At 60.5% G+C, this 18,877-nt stretch carries 21 protein-coding genes and 1 riboswitch; of the genes, 12 read left to right on the top strand and 9 right to left on the bottom strand.

What is annotated here, in order from left to right; all coding sequences use genetic code 11:
• The first annotated feature begins 96 nt into the window (after window positions 1-96).
• The 5 genes from AADW57_RS15840 to AADW57_RS15860 all read left to right on the top strand — a co-directional run bounded on the left by AADW57_RS15840 (window position 97) and on the right by AADW57_RS15860 (window position 3,595).
• Complete coding sequence (locus tag AADW57_RS15840; protein WP_341667850.1) at window positions 97-690, top strand: phosphoheptose isomerase; 594 nt, start codon at window positions 97-99, stop codon at window positions 688-690.
• Window positions 687-1,376, top strand: coding sequence for a BON domain-containing protein (locus AADW57_RS15845; protein ID WP_341667851.1), 690 nt, complete (start codon window positions 687-689; stop codon window positions 1,374-1,376). Before AADW57_RS15840 ends, AADW57_RS15845 begins: the two co-directional genes overlap by 4 nt.
• Window positions 1,373-1,870 (top strand): peroxiredoxin family protein, encoded by a 498-nt coding sequence (locus tag AADW57_RS15850; RefSeq protein WP_341667852.1) that lies wholly within the window; start codon window positions 1,373-1,375, stop codon window positions 1,868-1,870. Before AADW57_RS15845 ends, AADW57_RS15850 begins: the two co-directional genes overlap by 4 nt.
• A gap of 75 nt (window positions 1,871-1,945) precedes the next feature.
• Window positions 1,946-2,842, top strand: a complete 897-nt coding sequence (gene argB, locus AADW57_RS15855; protein ID WP_341667853.1) for an acetylglutamate kinase — start codon at window positions 1,946-1,948, stop codon at window positions 2,840-2,842.
• 12 nt (window positions 2,843-2,854) lie between these two features.
• Window positions 2,855-3,595 (top strand): pyrimidine 5'-nucleotidase, encoded by a 741-nt coding sequence (locus AADW57_RS15860; protein WP_341667854.1) that lies wholly within the window; start codon window positions 2,855-2,857, stop codon window positions 3,593-3,595.
• Window positions 3,596-3,766: 171 nt separating this feature from the next.
• Here the strand turns inward: AADW57_RS15860 and AADW57_RS15865 are convergent, their stop codons facing one another.
• The 4 genes from AADW57_RS15865 to gpmA all read right to left on the bottom strand — a co-directional run bounded on the left by AADW57_RS15865 (window position 3,767) and on the right by gpmA (window position 8,531).
• Window positions 3,767-4,546, bottom strand: a complete 780-nt coding sequence (locus tag AADW57_RS15865) for a HesA/MoeB/ThiF family protein (RefSeq protein WP_341667855.1) — start codon at window positions 4,544-4,546, stop codon at window positions 3,767-3,769.
• Window positions 4,547-4,563: 17 nt separating this feature from the next.
• The gene (locus tag AADW57_RS15870; RefSeq protein WP_341667856.1) at window positions 4,564-6,072 is read right to left on the bottom strand and encodes a S41 family peptidase; all 1,509 of its coding nucleotides are present in this window, start codon (window positions 6,070-6,072) and stop codon (window positions 4,564-4,566) included.
• A gap of 159 nt (window positions 6,073-6,231) precedes the next feature.
• A complete protein-coding gene (locus tag AADW57_RS15875; RefSeq protein ID WP_341667857.1) occupies window positions 6,232-7,782 on the bottom strand; it encodes a murein hydrolase activator EnvC family protein in 1,551 nt (516 codons plus the stop codon).
• On the bottom strand, window positions 7,782-8,531 hold the full coding sequence (gene gpmA, locus AADW57_RS15880) for a 2,3-diphosphoglycerate-dependent phosphoglycerate mutase (RefSeq protein WP_341667858.1): 750 nt from the start codon (window positions 8,529-8,531) through the stop codon (window positions 7,782-7,784). Before gpmA ends, AADW57_RS15875 begins: the two co-directional genes overlap by 1 nt.
• 98 nt (window positions 8,532-8,629) lie before the next feature.
• Between gpmA and AADW57_RS15885 the strand changes: the two genes are divergently transcribed.
• The 5 genes from AADW57_RS15885 (at window position 8,630) to AADW57_RS15905 (ending at window position 11,990) form a co-directional block, all read left to right on the top strand.
• On the top strand, window positions 8,630-9,040 hold the full coding sequence (locus AADW57_RS15885) for a rhodanese-like domain-containing protein (protein WP_341667859.1): 411 nt from the start codon (window positions 8,630-8,632) through the stop codon (window positions 9,038-9,040).
• A 22-nt stretch (window positions 9,041-9,062) separates the two neighbouring features.
• Window positions 9,063-9,320: a glutaredoxin 3 gene (grxC, locus tag AADW57_RS15890; protein WP_341667860.1), complete on the top strand. Its 258-nt coding sequence runs from the start codon at window positions 9,063-9,065 to the stop codon at window positions 9,318-9,320.
• Between the two features lie 40 nt (window positions 9,321-9,360).
• Window positions 9,361-9,849 (top strand): protein-export chaperone SecB, encoded by a 489-nt coding sequence (secB, locus tag AADW57_RS15895; protein WP_341667861.1) that lies wholly within the window; start codon window positions 9,361-9,363, stop codon window positions 9,847-9,849.
• A gap of 2 nt (window positions 9,850-9,851) precedes the next feature.
• Window positions 9,852-10,901 carry an NAD(P)H-dependent glycerol-3-phosphate dehydrogenase gene (locus tag AADW57_RS15900; RefSeq protein WP_341667862.1) on the top strand — a complete coding sequence of 350 codons (1,050 nt, stop codon included), beginning with the start codon at window positions 9,852-9,854 and terminating at the stop codon, window positions 10,899-10,901.
• Between the two features lie 90 nt (window positions 10,902-10,991).
• Complete coding sequence (locus AADW57_RS15905) at window positions 10,992-11,990, top strand: Bug family tripartite tricarboxylate transporter substrate binding protein (protein WP_341667863.1); 999 nt, start codon at window positions 10,992-10,994, stop codon at window positions 11,988-11,990.
• A gap of 102 nt (window positions 11,991-12,092) precedes the next feature.
• On the opposite strand, the gene AADW57_RS15910 is transcribed toward AADW57_RS15905, so the two are convergent.
• Both AADW57_RS15910 and AADW57_RS15915 read right to left on the bottom strand, forming a co-directional pair.
• Complete coding sequence (locus AADW57_RS15910) at window positions 12,093-12,563, bottom strand: tRNA (cytidine(34)-2'-O)-methyltransferase (protein WP_341667864.1); 471 nt, start codon at window positions 12,561-12,563, stop codon at window positions 12,093-12,095.
• A 30-nt stretch (window positions 12,564-12,593) separates the two neighbouring features.
• Window positions 12,594-13,352, bottom strand: coding sequence for a ComF family protein (locus tag AADW57_RS15915; RefSeq protein ID WP_341667865.1), 759 nt, complete (start codon window positions 13,350-13,352; stop codon window positions 12,594-12,596).
• Between the two features lie 84 nt (window positions 13,353-13,436).
• On the opposite strand from AADW57_RS15915, the gene AADW57_RS15920 reads away from it, so the two are divergent.
• Window positions 13,437-14,354: a methyltransferase domain-containing protein gene (locus AADW57_RS15920; protein ID WP_341667866.1), complete on the top strand. Its 918-nt coding sequence runs from the start codon at window positions 13,437-13,439 to the stop codon at window positions 14,352-14,354.
• A 68-nt stretch (window positions 14,355-14,422) separates the two neighbouring features.
• Window positions 14,423-14,567: riboswitch (FMN riboswitch) on the top strand.
• A 90-nt stretch (window positions 14,568-14,657) separates the two neighbouring features.
• Window positions 14,658-15,152 carry a 6,7-dimethyl-8-ribityllumazine synthase gene (locus AADW57_RS15925; protein ID WP_341667867.1) on the top strand — a complete coding sequence of 165 codons (495 nt, stop codon included), beginning with the start codon at window positions 14,658-14,660 and terminating at the stop codon, window positions 15,150-15,152.
• 68 nt (window positions 15,153-15,220) lie between these two features.
• Here AADW57_RS15925 and AADW57_RS15930 read toward each other — a convergent pair whose 3' ends face one another.
• The 3 genes from AADW57_RS15930 to AADW57_RS15940 are packed head-to-tail and all read right to left on the bottom strand — an operon-like array spanning window position 15,221 to window position 18,864.
• On the bottom strand, window positions 15,221-15,922 hold the full coding sequence (locus AADW57_RS15930; RefSeq protein ID WP_341667868.1) for a response regulator: 702 nt from the start codon (window positions 15,920-15,922) through the stop codon (window positions 15,221-15,223).
• A gap of 21 nt (window positions 15,923-15,943) precedes the next feature.
• Window positions 15,944-18,280 carry a sensor histidine kinase gene (locus AADW57_RS15935; RefSeq protein ID WP_341669721.1) on the bottom strand — a complete coding sequence of 779 codons (2,337 nt, stop codon included), beginning with the start codon at window positions 18,278-18,280 and terminating at the stop codon, window positions 15,944-15,946.
• Window positions 18,280-18,864, bottom strand: a complete 585-nt coding sequence (locus tag AADW57_RS15940) for a DUF4390 domain-containing protein (RefSeq protein WP_341667869.1) — start codon at window positions 18,862-18,864, stop codon at window positions 18,280-18,282. The genes AADW57_RS15935 and AADW57_RS15940 overlap by 1 nt, the downstream gene beginning before the upstream one ends.
• Window positions 18,865-18,877: the final 13 nt, after the last annotated feature.

Raw genomic sequence — 18,877 nt, forward strand, 5'->3', positions numbered from 1 at the left:
CTGAGCTGTCACATTCTTTTCAATAGGCTGCGTTTTTTTCAAGATGACACGTTCTGCCCGCCCCACAGCGAAATTCTCCGTGCGATAATGCGCGCTATGGACCTTATCGCCTTAATGACCTCGCATTTCGACGATTCCGTCGATACTCTCAAAGCCAGCACCCGCGAACTGGCCGAACCTCTGGCAGCTGCCGTGGAACTCTTGTTCGCCACCCTGGCCAACGACGGCAAGATACTGGCCTGCGGCAATGGCGGCTCGGCGGCGGACGCCCAGCACTTCATTGCCGAACTGGTCGGACGCTTCGAGCGCGACCGCCTCCCTCTGGCCGGCATCGCCCTGAACACCGACACCGCCATCCTGACTGCCGTAGGCAACGACTACGGCTTTGACAGCGTGTTCGAGCGTCAGGTCAGCGCCCTGGGTCAGACCGGCGACATTCTTGTAGCCATTTCCACCAGCGGCAATTCGCCCAACGTCATCCGTGCCATCGAAGCCGCGCGCGAACGCGATATGGTCATCATCGCCCTGACCGGCAAGGGCGGCGGCAAAATCGCCGAACTTCTCTCCGATACCGACATCCACCTGTGCGTGCCCCATGACCGGACCATGCGCATTCAGGAAGTCCATATCGTCCTGCTGCACGCCATGTGCGACGGCATCGATGCCCTGCTGCTCGGAGACCCCCTATGAAAAACCGCCTGATCCTGACCGGCCTGCTGGCCGCCACCCTGGTTTCCTTATCGGGCTGCGGCCTGCTGGTCGTAGGCGGCGCAGCCGCCGGCACAGCCGCCGTCGCCACCGACCGGCGCACCGCTGGTGAACAAGTCGAGGACAGAACCATCGTCATGAAGGCAGGCGCAGAAACGCGCCGCCTACTCGAAAACAAGGAAGGCCGCATCAACACCTCGTCATACGCTGGCGTGGCCTTGCTGACTGGCGATGTGCCCACCGAAGCAGACAAGGCCGAAGCAGGCCGCCTGGTGTCGCAGGTCGAAAAAGTCACGCGCGTCGTCAACGAATTGCGCGTGGGCGAACCCACACCCTTAAGCACACGCTCGAACGACTCCTGGATCTCCACCCGGGTCAATACCGCCCTCATCAATACCAAAGAAGTCCCCAGCCGCACCATCTCGGTCACGACCGAACGCGGCGTGGTCTACCTGCAAGGGCGCGTCACCCAGGCCGAGGGGGAGCGGGCCGCCATAGCAGCAGCAAGCATTCCGGGCGTCACTAAAGTCGCCAAGCTGTTCGAATACGTCAGCGCCGAAAGCCTGGCCCAGCCCTTGTCCAGCAACGCCCAGACCGCCGCCCCCGCGCCGGCGGCTCCCGCTGCCGCACCTGCAGCCTCTTCTGTCGAAGTCATGCCAGTCCAATGAAAAAAATACTGATTATCGCCATTGCCGTGGCGGCAGCCGTAGGATTGGGAGTCTGGACCATGTCCGACTCCAAATCCGCTGCACCCAATGTCGCCTTCACCGACCTGAACGGCAAGACCTTCCATACCGAAGACCTGCGCGGCAAGGTCGTGCTGGTCAAATTCTGGGCCACCGACTGCACGACCTGCGTCGCCCAGATGCCCGACAACATCGCCAACTTCCAGGCCTTGTCCGGCAAGGGTTTCGATATCGTCGCGGTCGCCATGAAGCATGACCCCATCAACTATGTACTCAATTTCGCCCAATCGCGCCAACTGCCGTTTACCGTCGTCCACGACGCCAACGGCGACATCGCCAAGGCCTTTGGCGACGTGCGCCTGACCCCGACGGCCTTCTTGTTGGACAAGCAGGGCCACATCATCAAGCGATACCTGGGCAACTACGACAAGCAGGACTTCATCGCCACAGTCGAGAAGGCCTTATCCAGCAGTTAAGCCCACGTTTTGCCACAAGCCACACAACCCCGGGTACCAGCAGTGGACCCGGGTTTTCTTCAAGTGAGCGCGTCAATGAGCACCACAGATTCGCAGAATTACTCGTCCAACGTCAAAGCGGAAGTCCTGTCCGAGGCGCTGCCCTATATTCGCCGTTTCCACGGCAAGACAGTGGTCATCAAGTACGGCGGCAACGCCATGACCGAAGAAGCCTTGCAGCGCAGCTTCGCACACGATGTCGTGCTCCTGAAGCTGGTCGGCCTGAACCCGGTCGTCGTGCACGGCGGCGGCCCCCAGATCAACGATGCGCTCAAGCGTATCGGCAAGGAAGGCACATTCATCCAGGGCATGCGCGTGACCGATGCCGAAACCATGGAAGTAGTCGAATGGGTGCTGGGCGGCCAGGTGCAGCAAGATATCGTCATGATGATCAACGAGGCCGGCGGCAAGGCCGTGGGCCTGACCGGCAAAGACGGCGGCATGATCCAGGTCACCAAAAAAATGCTGCCCGATGCCGAACATCCCGGCGAGCTGCTGGACATCGGCTTTGTCGGCGACATCCAGAGCATCCAGCCCGAAGTGGTCAAGGCTTTGCAGGACGACCAGTTCATCCCTGTGATTTCCTCCATCGGTTACGGTGAGGACGGCCAGGCCTACAACATCAATGCCGACGTGGTCGCCGGCAAGATGGCCGAAGTGCTGGGAGCCGAAAAGCTGGTCATGCTGACCAACACTCCCGGCGTGCTGGATAAAGGCGGTCAATTGCTGCGCCGCCTCTCGGCCCAGACCATCGACGAGCTGTTTGCGGATGGCACGATTTCCGGCGGCATGCTGCCCAAAATATCCTCGGCACTGGATGCGGCCCGCAACGGCGTCAACTCCGTCCACGTCATCGATGGACGCGTGCCGCATTGCCTGCTGCTGGAGATCCTGACCGATCGCGGCGTAGGCACCATGATCAGCTCCCACTAAGGGCCTGCCAACATGCGCGACCCGATCCGCGCCCATCCCTGGGCGCGGTCTCTTGCCGCCGGCCGACAAGGCGGCCCCATCTGGCTGTTCGACCTGGACAACACCTTGCACAATGCCTCCAACGGCATTTTCCAGGCCATAGACCAGCGAATGCGCGTGGGCGTAGCCCAGACGCTGGGCGTGGACATGGAAACGGCGGATAGGCTGCGCATAGAATACTGGCAGCGCTACGGTGCCACCATGATAGGGCTGCATCGTCATCACGGTGCCGATCCCGCGCAATTTCTCCGGCATGCCCACGATTTCGACGTCCCTGCCTTGCTGAGCGCCGAAAAGGGCTTGCCGGCACACGTACGCCGTCTGCCCGGCTACAAGCTGCTGCTCACCAATGCGCCTTTGGACTATGCGCGGCGGGTACTTAAAGCCCTGAATCTGCTGCCGGTATTTGACGGCATCTGGGCCATCGAACACATGCAGCTACAAGGCCGTTACCGCCCCAAGCCCTCCCGCGCCCTGATGCGCCAGACCCTGGCCGTACTGCAGGCCCAGGCACGCGATATCATCCTGGTCGAAGACACATTGCGTAATCTGAAAAGCGCCCGTCAGATGGGCATGCGCACCATCCATATCTATAACGCCGGCACGCCCTTCAGCGCCCTGCATCGTGGCCGCGATCAGTACGTAGACCGGCGCATCAGCCGTATCGCCCACTTGGGAAAGAGCCATCCCGTGGAGCACTTTCCGGCGCGTTAACCGGCAGTTTTTGCTTCTGCGTCGCCGACCAGGAAAACACGCGCAGGGCCGGCCGCGACGTTTGAACCAGACAATACGTGTGTCGCGCTGGCTTCGCTTATGACAGCACAGTCCAAAACACGGCAAGACAGACCTGACCGACAACTTGCCGGTGTGCTGTGCGCCGTTCAGTCAGCCAGACACATCAGCGCTAGCGTGCGCGGTATTCGAACCGCACACCAGACAGCCAGGATCTTTGCGAAAACGCACACTATGCCAATTCATGTTGAAGGCATCCACGCTCAGCAAACGTCCCACCAACGGCTCCCCAAACCCACCCAGCAACTTCAGGGCCTCGGCAGCCTGAACACTTCCGACCATACCCAGCAAGGGCGAGAGCACCCCGGTCGTGGCACAGCGCAGTTCTTCGACGTCATCGGCCTCGGGAAACAAACAGTGATAACAGGGTGCCTGCGGATCGCGCAGATCGTAGGTGCTGACCTGGCCGGAAAAACGGATGGCCGCCCCCGAAACCAAAGGCTTGCGATGTGCCACGCAGGCCCGGTTGATGGCATGCCGGGTGGCAAAGTTATCGCAGCAATCCAACACCAGATCGACTTGTCCGACCCAATGCATCAAGGCCTGATCGTCCAGACGCTGAACCACGGGCTGGACCTGCACTTCTGGATTGAGCTGGTGGATATGCACCCTGGCGGACTCTACCTTGTCCCAGCCCAGACGGTCTGTGGTGTGGGCGATCTGGCGCTGTAAATTGCTCAGCTCGACCTGATCGTCGTCGACCAGCGTCATCCGCCCCACGCCCGAAGCAGCCAGGTACGCTACGACCGGCGACCCCAGGCCTCCCGCACCAACCACCAGCACGTGGGAAGCCAGGATACGCTCCTGGGCTTCCACGCCAAACTCATCGAGTAAGATATGCCGCGCATAACGCAGCAGTTGCTGATCTTCCACGCTTACCGCCTTTGCCCTTAAGGCGCTACCGGCTGCATACCCTGCGGCGTGATTCGGAACCGCTCGGTGTGTGGTTGATCATTTAGCGGGGTTTTTTTTTCCGTCGATGTCGCCTCCGGTTTCTGCGCCTGCTTGGCCGCTTCCTTAGCCGCTGCCATCTTGGCCGGATCGTTCTTCATGACAGGACGGCCCGCCAGTTTATTCAGTGCCTGCTGCAACTGGAAGTCGTCGTCGCCACCGAACTCGAACATCTTCAGGTCAGGATTTAGGTCTGCTTCGGCCTGGGCGGCATCGGCTTCTTCGTCCACTTTGCTGTTCAGCAAATGACGCTTCAGGTCCACTTCGCGCGGCAGACGGAACAGATTGCCTTGGGCGGTATCGTCCACGACGATATCCGGTTCCACGCCAGTTACCTGAATGGAGCGACCGCTGGGTGTGTAGTACAAGGCCGTGGTCAGTTTCAGCCCTGCATCCTCGGACAGAGGCACGACACTTTGGACCGAACCCTTGCCAAACGTGCGGTTTCCGATAATGGTAGCGCGCTTATGGTCCTGCAAAGCACCGGCCACGATTTCCGATGCGGAAGCCGAACCGACGTTGACCAGCACCACGACCGGCACCTGCTTGAGCCAGTCGACCTTTTTAAGCACATCGGCGTCCGAGTCCAGTTCGCCCAGCACAGACTGCATGGACTTGACGTAGTACTCGCGGTTGGACGACGGAATACGGCCTTTGGTGGACACCACCAGCGTGCCGGGCTCCAGGAAGGCCGACGATACACCGATGGCGCTCTCGAGCAGGCCGCCCGGATCATTACGCAAATCGATGACCAGACCTTTAGGCGCGCCAGCACCTTTGTTGACCGTTGCCAGTTGCTTGATCAGGTCGGCAGCCGTACGTTCCTGGAACTGAGCAATGCGCACATACGCCACATCGCCCGGCAACATCTTGGAGCGCACGCTGCGTACCTTGATCAGATCGCGCACCAGCTGAAATTCCATAGGCTTGTCGCGCCCGGCGCGACGTATGGTGAGTTTGATGGACGTATTGGGCTCGCCGCGCATCTGCTTGATGGCGTCGTTCAGGGTCATGTCCTTGGTGGGCTTGCCGTTGATGTGCGTGATGATGTCGCCCGACAAGATGCCGGCACGCGCCGCCGGAGTGTCCTCGATGGGCGAAATCACCTTGGGCATGCCGTCTTCGCTGCCGATTTCGATACCCAAACCGCCAAAACCGCCCTGGGTCATGGCTTCCATTTCCTTGAACGCATCCGCATCCAGGTAAGCCGAGTGCGGGTCCAGATCGGTAAACATGCCCTTGATGGCATTGCCGATCAAGTCCTGATCCGACAAGGGTTCTACGTATGTATTCTTGATGGCGGCAAACACATTGGCGAACTGCTGCAGTTCGCGCAATGGCAAAGGCTCCCCGCGCTGTGCGGCTGCGGTAATGCCCAGGCTGATCAAAATGCCGCCCACGGCACCTGCCGCCACCAGACCGATGCTGCCAAACCTTCGAGTGCCCATGCACATTCCCATTATTTCAGATTCAAGATCGGGCCCCGTATCCCCGCTGACCCGTCCAGGCATTATAGAGTAGCCCAAAACGGCATACTAGCAGGCCACCCGTTGACAACCAATGCAAAATTTCGCCATTCGTAAACGGGACTACGACTCGGTCCAGGCCTACTGACCCAACCAGACCTGCGGATTGATGGGCTTGCCCTGGTGACGCAACTCGAAATACAAGCCGGGCTCGACCTGCCCTCCGGTTGCGCCCACACGCGCCACGGCATCGCCACGCCCAACGATATCGCCCACCTGCTTGAGCGTGCTTTGATTGTAGGCATACACGCTCAGGTACTCGCGTCCGTGGTCAATGATCAACAGGTTGCCAAAACCGGACATCCAGTTGGCAAACACCACCCGCCCAGGAGCCACCGCACGTACGGTGGTGCCTGCATTGGCGCGCAGAACAATGCCCCGCCAGATGCCTCCGTCGGGACGGGCTGCACCGAACTTGCCCTGCACCTGTCCACGTACCGGATACGGCAGGCCACGCGCCAGACCACGAAACCCGCCTTCAGGCTCAGTAGCCTCGCTGGGGGCTTCGACCACGGTTTCTTCAGGTTCGGCTTCCCGCACCGCAGGCTGGGGCGACCGGACAATCGATGGGCTGGGTTCGGAGACGGTCTCCAGATTGTCAGACAACAAGCGCTCGTGCTCGGCCGGCGGACGATAAGTCAACGGCGGTGACCCTTCCGGCCCGCCCGCACGCCCCTCGGATGGCGTGCTGCGCGGCGGCGCGGACGGCGGTTGCGTGGCACGGACACGTTCAAGCAGCTCACGTTCCCGCTCCAGGCGGGCCTGCTCACGGGCGGCCTGTTCTTCAAGCGCCTTGGCGCGTGCCGCCTGCTGGCGTGCCAATTGGGCTCGGCGGGCTTCTTCGGCACGGCGCGCGGCCTCTCGCCGACGCTGTTCTTCAGCCTGACGGGCCAGTTCCGCCTGACGAGCGATTTCCACCTCCAGCCCTGTAATCAGACTGGCCAGGCGTTTGTCATTCTGCTGTAGGCGCGAGGCCTGCCCACGCTGACGCTCCAGCTCGGCGCTGATATCAGCCAACACTTTAGCGCGCTTGTCTTTCTGATCCTGCAGGGCGACCTTTTGCTCGGCCGCCTCGGCGGCCAATTGCTGCTGTTCTTTCTCGCGGCTAGCTACCTGCTGCTGCAGGCGATCCAAACGCTCCACGGCGCGCCGCACCTTGTGAACCTGTTCAGTCTGCTGGCGCGACACATACCCCAGGTAATACAGTTCGCGGTTCACGGCATTGGGGTCCTCGCCGGAGAGGAGCGCCGCCCAGGGCGACACGCCATTGGCATACTGCGTGCGCAACTGTTCGGCCAACTCTTGCTGCCGACGAACCTTGACCGCCTGCTGCTTCTGTATCTGCCGCTCCAGATCCTGCAATTGTCCGTGCAATTCTTCTTGGCGCTGGTCTATCTGCGCCAGCTTCCGATCCAGATCGGAAATCGCTTGTTCGGATTCTCTCAAGGCGCTGGCCGCATCCCGACGCGAATCCTCGCCGGTATCGATAGATGTACGTAAAGCGTCGATTTTTTGGCGCAGCTCTGCCTGCTGCTTCTGAGCCTGGGCCTGGCGTGCCGCCAGATCAGGATCGGCCGCATGAGCCGGCAAGGCCCATGCGGCCAGCAACAGGCAAAAGCCGGCGCGTCGCATTACTGATGGGCCTTGCCCTGGTTGGCCACAGCCTGCATCTGGGCCTGAATGGCTTCCTGGTCACCCAGATAGTAGTGACGGATGGGGCGCAGATTCTCGTCCAGTTCATAGACCAGCGGTTGACCGGTGGGAATATTCAAATGAACGATGTCCTCGTCCGAAATGCCGTCCAGATGCTTAATCAGGGCGCGCAGGCTGTTGCCGTGGGCGGTAACCAGCACGCGACGGCCCGAACGGATGGCAGGTGCAATCGACTCTTCCCAGAAAGGCACCACACGGGCCACCGTATCCTGCAGGCATTCGGTGCGCGGCAGTTGATCGGCCGGCACACGGTCGTAGCGACGGTCAAAACGCGGGTTGCGCGGATCATCCTCACTCACCGGATCGGGAGCGATCGCATAGGCGCGACGCCAGACCAACACTTGCTCGTCGCCGTACTTTTGTGCGGTTTCGGCTTTATTTAAGCCCTGCAAAGCACCATAATGGCGTTCGTTCAGACGCCAGCTCAAGCCAACAGGTGTATGCATGGCGTCCATGGAATCCAGGGCGATCCACAGTGTACGGATGGCACGCTTGAGAACCGACGCAAACGCCAGGTCGAACTCGTAGCCGTTTTCCTTGAGCAGCTCTCCAGCCTGCTTTGCCTGTTGCCGCCCGGTTTCGGTAAGATCGACATCGGTCCAGCCAGTGAACCGGTTTTCCAGGTTCCATTGGCTTTCGCCGTGTCGCATCAGTACAAGTTTATACATGGTAAAAACAGCCTCGAGGTTGAAAAATCAGCGCCACTCTATAATCGTGTGATCCCGCTCTTTTTTCTTGTTCTTCTTGGCACTCATCAGGATTTAACGTGGACTTCATCTTAAGTCAGAACAATCTACTAATTTTAGCAATTGCGCTGGTTGCCGGCATTATGCTTTTAATGCCCAGCTTTTTCAAAGGCCGAGCCGGACGGGCCGTTTCCACCTCGGAAGCGGTACAGATGGTAAACCAGAAGCAGGCCGTGCTGATCGATCTGCGCGGCGCGGATCAGTTCAAGGCTGCCTCCATTGCGCAGTCCCGCAACATTCCGGCTGCCGATCTGGACGCCAAGGCCGCCAGCCTGCCCAAGGACAAGCCGGTCATTCTGGTGTGCGACACCGGTCGCAGCGCCTCGCGCAGCGTGGCTGTGCTGCGCAAACACGGCATCCAGGAAGCCTACACGCTGGAAGGCGGCATTCAGGCCTGGATGCAGGCCAGCCTGCCCGTCAAAAAATCGTAAGCCAACGCTTTCCGAGGTTCTCATGGCAAAAGTAACGATGTACTCCACAATGGTGTGTCCATTCTGCGTTCGCGCCGAAATGCTGCTCAAACAACGCGGAGTCACCGAAATCGACAAAATCCTGATCGACCGCGACCCCGAACAGCGCTCCATCATGATGGAGCGCACCGGCCGACGCACCGTACCCCAGATCTATATCGGGGACACCCATGTGGGCGGCTACGACGATCTGGCCGCGCTGGATCGCGCTGGCGGCCTGATGCCGCTGCTTTCTGCCTGACTCTTTTTATTACCGACTTTTTCTACCCATAGGATTAACCATGGCCGACCAGAACACCCAACCCGCTGCCGATCAAGAAGTGCAACCGAGCTTTAGCCTGCAGCGCACCTACATCAAAGACCTGTCCATCGAAATGCCCCATGCCCCCCAGATTTTCCTGGAGCAAGAGGCCCCGACCGTTGAAGTGTCCATCAATGTGGGCGGTCAACGCCTGGCCGACACCGTCTACGAAAGCACCGTGACCGCAACCGTGACCACCCGTATCGGCGACAAGGTCATGTACCTGGTGGAAACCACCCAGGCCGGTATTTTTGAGGCGGCCAACATCCCCGCCGAACAACTCGATCCGCTGCTGGGCATTGTGTGCCCCACCATGCTGTACCCCTACCTGCGCGCCGCGGTGGCCGATGCCATCAACCGCACGTCGCTGCCCGCGCTGCACCTGACGGAAGTCAACTTCCAGTCGCTGTACGAGCAGCGTCTGGCGCAAGCTTCCGAACAGGCCGACGGCCAGCCCCTGCAGGCCTGATCGTGCCACACGCGCGCACCACCCCTCGCGTCGCTGTTCTGGGCGCGGGCAGCTGGGGAACGGCCCTGGCTGCGCTGGCCTGTGCCCAGGCACCCACCATGGTGTGGGCGCGCAACTCGGCAACGGCGCAGGAAATATCCTCCCTACGCCGCAACGAACACTATCTGCCCGATATCGCCCTGCCCGACGCGTTACAGGCCACGGACGACCTTGCCCAGGCTATGGCCTTCGCCCTGGCGGACGATAGCGCTCCCGCCCTGATCATCCTGGGCGTGCCGGTGCGCGGACTGGCCCAGACTTGTCAAGATCTATCGCGCCACCTGCCGGCCCAACGCCGCCATCCCGTGCTGCTGGTTTGGACCTGCAAAGGCTTTCAGCACGAAACCGGCCTGCTGCCCCATCAGATCGCCAGACAGAACCTGCCCAGCCATGCCTGGCTGGGATGCGCCGTGCTGTCGGGCCCATCCTTCGCCCTGGAAGTGGCCAAAGGCCTGCCGGTGGCGCTGACATTGGCCTGCGAGCCGCCCGGCATGGCTCATGTGGCCCTGGACGTACTGCACGGCACCCAAGCCAGACTCTACACCAGCGGCGACACCATAGGCGTAGAAGTCGGCGGTGCCTTGAAGAACATCATGGCCATTGCCTGTGGCATCGCCGATGCGCTGGGCCTGGGTCATAATGCCCGCGCGGCACTGATTACGCGCGGTCTGGCAGAAATGCAGCGACTGGGCGTGGCCCTGGGCGGCCAGGCGGACACTTTTGCCGGACTGGCCGGACTGGGCGATCTGGTCCTGACCGCCACTGGCGAACTATCGCGCAACCGGCAGGTCGGTTTGGCGGTGGGCGCAGGTCAAAGCCTGGACAGCATCCTGGCGACCGGCATCACCGCAGAAGGGGTGCGCTGCGCCAGCGCCGCACTGGCCATGGGCCAGGCACACCATGTGGACCTGCCCATTACCGAAGCCGTATGCCAGATCTTGTTTCACCACTTGCCGCCCCGGCAGGCCGTCCACGCCTTGCTGACGCGCGAAGCCAAGCAGGAAGGCCGCTGACCCCCTTCACCGAGGCACCGGCACAAACTGGCCACGCCCGCTACACTAGCTGCGGGCTGACGGCAGTTTTTTACTTTTGAAATCATCACTATGTCATTGTTCGCACGCTCTCGCCGCCTGATCTACTCGTCCTTGCTGGGGCTGGCCTGCGCCGCTCTTATGCCTACCGTCTCGACCGCTCAGTCCAGCTGGCCCGAGCGCCCTATCCAAATGGTCGTGCCCTTTCCAGCCGGATCGTCGCCCGATGCCTTAGCGCGCGCCATCGCCGAGCCCCTGGCCCAGAACCTGGGCCAACCCGTCATCGTGGATAACCGCCCTGGTGCGGGCGGCAATATCGGCACGCGTTTCGTCGCCCATGCCAAGCCCGACGGCTATACGCTACTGTTGACCATCAATGGCCCTATGGTGACGGCACCGACTTTGTACAAGAACACCCTAGGCTACGATCCGCTCAAGGACCTGCAGCCTATTTCCATGATAGGCACCAGCCCGAATGTCCTGGTCGTTCCGGCCGACTCGCCGGCCAATACGGTTCAGGAATTTATTGATCTGGCCAAATCCCGTCCAGGCGAACTGAACTACGGCTCGGTCGGCCCAGGCAGCTCCGCTCACCTGGCTATGGCCATGCTGGAAAACGCAGCCGATATCCGTCTTGAGCAAATCCCCTACTCCGGCTTTCCGCAGATTCTGACCGCCATCATCGCCGGCGATATCGACGCCGCCTTCATGGTGCCCGGCATCGCCATGCCCCAGGTTCAGGCCGGCAAAGTCAAGGCGCTGGCCATTACCTCGTTGAAACCCAGCGAACTGCTGCCCGGACTGCCCACCATGGTACAGGCCGGCCAGAAACAATTCGAGGCCATCTCCTGGGACGCTTTCTTCGTGCCAAGCAACACACCCGACGATATCGTTGCGCGCCTGAACAAAGAAGTTACCGCCGTCCTGCAGCGCGAGGACATCAAAGCCAAGCTCAACGCTTTTTACTTCTCGTCCGAACCATCCACGCCCCAAGCCATGACAGACAAGATCCTGGCCGACAAAGCGCGCTGGGATGCCGTAATCGACCGCCTGAAGCTGTCACTGGACTAAAGCGGCATACCCCCACGCATCGCCACTTGATCGGCGATGCATGGGGCCAGCCCGGACGCCAACCGTCCAAACCAGGCACGTCACCACACCCGGCAGAACGACTTAAACCCCACCTTCGTACGACGCTTGCCGCCAGGCCTCAAACACACAGACCGCCACCGCGTTGGACAGGTTCAGGCTGCGCTGACCGGCCATCATGGGCAGGCGAATGCGCTGCGCCGGGGGAAACACGGCCAATTGTTCTGCCGACAAGCCCGCCGTCTCGCGACCGAACACAAAGACATCGCCCGGCCGGAAAGCCTGCTCGGCAATCAGATGGCTGCCTCTTGTGGTCAAGGCGAAACAGCGCCCGGGAGCTGCCGCGCTGGCCTGCAAGGCCTCTTGCAAGGTGTCGTGCACCTGTACCTGCGCCCATTCGTGATAATCCAGTCCGGCGCGCCGCAGCTTGCTGTCCTCCAGCTCGAACCCCAAGGGTCGCACCAGATGCAAGACACTGCCTGTGTTGGCGGCCAGCCGGATCACATTGCCCGTATTGGGAGGAATTTCGGGCGAAACCAGCACGATATGAAACATGAACTATCCAGAAAACCGCCGTCTGAACGGCTAAAACGACAAAGATGAAACTGGCCGCCACGGAGCCCTTGCCGCCACCAGTGCGCACACAGAGCGCGCTCCGGCAAGACGGCAGGTCCGCGCCAGCGCATCCAGGGTGGCACCGGTGGTCAGCACATCGTCCACCAGCAAAACATCGCGCCCATCCAACCGGGCGGACAGCACGAACGCATCACGCATGGCAGCCCGACGCGCCCGTCGGCCCAAGCGCTTCTGCACACCAGCGCCTTCACGGTTCCAGCGCACGACTACCGGGCACATGCGCACAAACAAGCGCCTAGCCACCTGATGCGCCAATAAAGCACTGGGGCTGAAGCCGCGTTCGCGCAAGGCCCGCCTTCTGGCCGGTACAGGAATTATCCAGGCATGCTTGTCCAGGCCCGGCCCATGCACTTGCCATTGAGCCACCATCAGATCGGCCAGAACCGGCACCAGCTCCAGTTGATGCAAAATTTTAAGCCCATGAACCAACATATCGCCAGGGTGTTCGTAGTCAAACGCGGCCACCGCTGCCTGCAGCGCAACCTGTCCCGCTGCGCAATCCGGACAAGACAGCAAGCCCAAAGGCGGCAAAGCCAGTGCGCAGCGCGGGCAGCGCATGCGCTGCGCCGATAGCCGCAAGGTTTCCCTGCATAAGGGGCACAAGGCCCCGGCACAGGACCGCAAGCCGCACAACACGCAGGGACGGGCCGGGAAATGACGCCACAAGGCCAAGGGTTGCAGGTCGCGCCGTATCAGTGGATGCGCCATAATATGTCGTTGTCCTTTTTCCAGAACAGGCAGGCCTGATCACACCACAATGCGGTGAGCCAAGCCAGTCCACGCTGCGCAACTATGTCCTCCCTACCCTCGCTGCCTATCGATTCCGCCCATGTCGAACAACAATTCGACCGTCGCGCTCCATTGGATCAAGCCCAGTTCCTGTATGGCGAGATCGCCCAGCGCATGCTGTCACGACTGGCCTTGATACGCTTGCAACCGACCCATATCCTGGATGCAGGCTGTGGTTCCAGCCATGCGCTGGAACCGCTGCGTTCGCGTTACCCCGACATGCAATACACCGGCCTGGATCGCAGCGCGCGGCTGCTGGCCAGCGCACGCGAGCGTTACCAGGCCAGGCCCAGCCTGTGGCAACGCCTGCGCAATCAGCCTACGCCGGCGGCAAACTGGGTGCAGGCCGATCTGGCACATAGCGGCCTGCCGGCCGAAAGCCAGGAATTAATCTGGTCCAATATGGCTCTGCACTGGCATCCAGAACCGCATCGTGTACTGGAAGAGTGGCGACGTCTGCTCAAACCTGACACCCTGGTCATGTTCTCCTGCCTGGGCCCCGGCTCACTGGCCGAATTGCGCAGCGCTATGGCGATGGCCGATCTGGGCACGCACAGCATGGAATTTGTGGACATGCACGATTTCGGCGACCTGCTGCTGGAAAACGGCTTTGCCGATCCGGTCATGGATCAGGAAATCATCACCCTGACGTATCGCAACGCCGAAAAATTACTGAACGACCTGCACGTCCTGGGCGGCAATCCACACACCCAGCGCAAGCGTGGTTTAAGCGGCCGACAGTGGCGCGAACGTCTTGTGCAGGCGCTGGACAAGCAACGCCACATGGACGGTACCTTGCACCTGACCCTGGAGGTCGCCTATGGCCACGCCTGGCGCGCCCGCAGCCGCCGCAGCGTGCAAGGCGAAGTCAGCGTGCCGATCTCCACCATCAGCCGCCGCCCCAAGCCTTCATTGGACTGAACTGTCCGCGCTGCTCTGACAGGCGCTTCATTTAAGAGTAAACTTTCCCGACCGGCCGTTCAGGCCGGTCGCGTTCTCAGGGCGGGGTGCAATTCCCCACCGGCGGTAATGGCCTTTGCCTAGCCCGCGAGCGCCTGGCCCCACGGCCAGGGTCAGCAGATCCGGTGCGATCCCGGAGCCGACGGTTACAGTCCGGATAAAGAGAGAACGGGACAGGCCATCGATTCTGTACCTTTGGTGCAGGCCGACGGTATGTCCTGATTCCTGCATGCCCTGTTTGTTGTCTCGAAACAGGAAATCACCATGAACAGCATCACCCCCGCCAACCATCTGGCCCCCCGTATTGCCTTCATTCAAGCCTGCTGGCACAAAGACATCGTGGATCAGGCACGTCTAGGCTTTATCGACGAAATCCGCAACCTGGGGCAAGACCCCGAGCATATCGACTTCTTTGAAGTGGGCGGCGCGTTCGAGATTCCCCTGCATGCCCGTCGCCTGGCTCGTTCAGGCCAGTATGCAGCCATCGTAGCGGCAGGACTGGTAGTGGACGGCGGAATCTACCGCCACGACTTTGTTGCCACCGCCGTGATCCAGGGCTTGATGCAAGTACAGCTGGAGACCGATGTTCCCGTGTTTTCGGTGGTGCTAACCCCCCATCACTTCCATGACGGGCAGGAACATCACGACTACTTCCATCGCCACTTCGTCCTTAAAGGGCGCGAAGCCGCCCGCACCTGCCTGGACACCGTGAATAAACTGCAGGCTTTGCCCGATGCGATGCGCATGCCCGCCCTGTAGGAGTACGGGTCTACTTGCACCGACAACAAAAAACCCGCCGTAGCGGGTTTTTTGTTGTTACCACTGTTTCAAGACTGGTTACGCTTGCGGGATGAATCGATGCCCAGTTGCTTGAGCTTACGATACAAGTGCGTCCGCTCCAGGCCGGTACGTTCGGAAACACGCGTCATGCTGTGATTTTCGCGGCGCAAGTGGTATTCAAAATAAATGCGTTCAAATTCGTCGCGGGCCTCGCGCAGCGGCAAATCCAGGGAAATACTACCCAACTGAGATTCGTCCACTTCAGGTTCGGGTGCCACTGCCGCCGGCACCTGACCCGCAGCAAGAGACGCGACCGGTGCATCGGCACGACGCTCTGTGCCGTTGATGGCAGGACGTGCCGCTGCCACCAGCGCCTTAGGTGCAACCGTACGCTCCAGCCCCGAAGAGACGGTCTTGAGCAGACGCTGCATGGTAATGGGCTTTTCCAGGAAATCCACCGCACCGATGCGTGTGGCCTCCACTGCCGTATCCACCGTGGCATGGCCGCTCATCATGACGACGGGCATGTCCAATAAACCTTGCGATGCCCACTCCTTGAGCAGGCTGACGCCGTCGGTATCCGGCATCCAAATATCGAGCAAGACCAGATCGGGACGACCACGCAAGCGCGCCTCGCGAGCCTGGGCGGCATTTTCCGCCAGCTGAACGCTGTGTCCCTCGTCGTATAGGATTTCCGACAAGAGTTCGCGAATGCCGATTTCGTCATCAACTACCAGAATTCTGGCCATATAGCGTCACCTACGTACTTTTTACGCATTATCGTTTGCTTGCCGCCCGGAGTCCAGACGAATATGCTGGTCCGCCAGTCGGGTCAGGAGGATGGAAATGCGCGCCCCCCCCTCGCGGCGATTGGAAACATCGATCCTGCCGCCGTGCTCCTCGATGATTTTCTTTACTATAGCAAGTCCCAGGCCCGTACCGGTGGGCTTGGTGGTTACGTACGGTTCAAAAACACGCGCCAACATCTGGGGCTCGAATCCTGGGCCGTTGTCGGCGACGACAAAACGGACCGCGCCAGGCGAGTCTGCTCCTTCTATGCCAGCCATCATGGTTTTAACAAATACACGCGCCTGGTCAAGTGATTGATCCTGGGCGGCCGCTTCACGCGCATTGGCCAGCAAATTATGGATGACCTGACGCAACTGCGTAGGATCACCCTGGATCAAAGGCAGATCCGGGTCCAACTCCACATCAATTGCCACCGTGTAACCATCATCGCGCACCATGCCGTCCACCGGGTCCCAACCATAAAGAGTCAGCACTTCGGTGATCAGCTCGTTGATATTGATGTCCTGCATCTGAGTGGCCGGCTTGCGCGCATATTCCCGAAAGTCTTCCACCATTTTTTTGAGCGAGCCGACCTGATTGACAATGGTATTGGTGTAGCGCAGCAACATGGCGGCATGCGTCTGGTCCAACTGCGACTCCAGCTTCATGGCCAGACGTTCGGCCGAGAGCTGAATAGGTGTCAGCGGATTTTTGATCTCGTGCGCCAGCCGGCGCGCCACCTCACTCCAGGCCACCAGACGGCTGGCAGAGATGACATCCGTAATATCGTCGAACACAACCAGATAGCCTGTCGCCTGGCCATCCACCCGCAGCAACGTACCCCGCGCCAGCACGGTGACAATCGTGTCACGAGCCTCATTGGCCTGACCCATCTCCAACTCGAATTGCTGCTGCCAATACGGGTGCTCCGAACCCATCGCCTGATGGGCGGAAAACGCATCGCGAATCACCGAAGCAAACTTCAGCGCACCATCCAATGTCTCCAGAGGACGCCCTTTGATGGAACGCAAATCCACGTGCAGGATGCGCTGCGCCCCCTGGTTGAACATCGTCACGCGAAACATCTCATCAAAGGCCAACACCCCGCTGGACAGATTGCTGAGCACCGACTCCAAATAGACGTTAGAGCGCTCCAGCTGCAAGCGGTTTCTCTCGACCATGCGACGTGCCTCGTCCAACTGCCGGGTCATGGCATTGAAGGAACGGGTCAACTGGCCAACTTCGTCCTTGGCGGGCGGCTCTGGCAAGGGGCGATAATCGCCCACGCCGACAGCCTGGGTACCGGCTGCCAGCGTCAACAGCGGTCGGGTCAGGCGACGCGACAGCGCCAAGGCGGCGGCTACCGCCGTGAACACCGCCAAGATCAACGCCAGGGTCAGGGTAATGCCATACAGCTTGCGCAGCCCCTGACGCGACAAGGCCAGTTCCTGATAGTCACGGAATCCCTGCTGGACCTGGTTAGCATTGCGAGCAATCTTGTCCGGCACCGGCTGTATTACCTGCAGCCAGCGGGCATCGGCATTGCCGCCCAGCGAAGCCGTGAATCGATTGGCGTCCGCCAACGGCAGCACAATACGTAGGCGCAAGCCGGTCGATTCGGCAGACACGCCGCTGTCGTCGGCTGTGCCATCGGCGGCGGGCTGGTCATCGTCCACCTCGGCTGCCGAGTACTGACGAGAAATACGCAGCTGATTCATGACGCTGGAAGGCGGCATGTCCGGCAGCAAAATATCGTAGCGAGACGAAGAAAATGCCAGCAAACGACCATTGCTGGAAAAAATCATGGCCTCGGACACTCCGCTGTTCTCTCGCAGCGAGGTCAGCAGACCGCTGTAATGCGCGCCATCGGTTTTGTTCAGCGCATTCACCATCTCGTGAGCCCGACCTTCCAGCTCATTCAGTTGAGAATCCAGAGCTGCCCGCCCCAGGCTCAAGCCGGATTCCAGCGCCGTATCCACGCGCACGTTGAACCAGGACTCGATCGAACGCGACATGAACTGCACCGACAGAATGTAAATGAGCGCCCCCGGAATAATGCCGATCAAGGTGAAATAAAAAGCAAAGCGGGCTGTCATGCGCGCGCCGAACTGACGCCGCCGTATCTGTCGTATCAGCCGCGCAGTCAGCAGCAACACCCAGGAAATAAGCGTGGCCGCCAGAACCCCGTTAAGTACCAGCAACAAGTCGTATTGCTGCGCATAGCGCGAAGCATTGCCCGTGGACCAGACCAGCAAGGAAAACAAGGCCAAAGCGCTGATCGCCGCCCCGACCAGGGCGGTGCGCAGAATCCAGCGAATCAAGGCCGGGGCTCGGCGACGGAGACGGAGAAAGAAAAGGTTTTCCATGGGGTAGCAAGCGACCATGCAGAACTATTGATGGCATCCACCTGAAAAGGACGTGCCAACAAGGATGTATCCAGCCGCAGCCTCAGACGGCCCCGGTATTCCTGGTCGTGTTCCAGATCGGCCACATACGCAACAGACCAGCCCCGGATATGCCGCAGCATGTCCAAGGCATCGTTCATGGACGATTCAGGCAAGGACAAATCGCCCGTGCCCACGCGCCACTGGCGGGTCAACGCGTTATACACGACCCGCCAGGTCTGTTGCTCTTTAACTACATTTCGATCAAACCACCACCAACGCGGCTGGGCGACTTCGACCTCTGCCGTGAAATACAAGGGCACGCCTTTTTCCGCCGCGTTACGTAATTCGTCGCTCAACTCGAAATCGATATCGGCATCGATATACAGCTTTTGATCCCGAATATGCGGCTCTACCTTGACGACCCGCTCTCCTGACGCCGTTACCGGCACGATGTCCTGGGCAGAGGTCAGCGCGCAATAAAAAATCAGCAGAAAGGACAGAAAAACGCGCCGCATCGGGATCAACCGC

Source organism: Alcaligenes sp. SDU_A2 (genome assembly GCF_038237375.1).
GTDB lineage: Bacteria > Pseudomonadota > Gammaproteobacteria > Burkholderiales > Burkholderiaceae_B > Alcaligenes.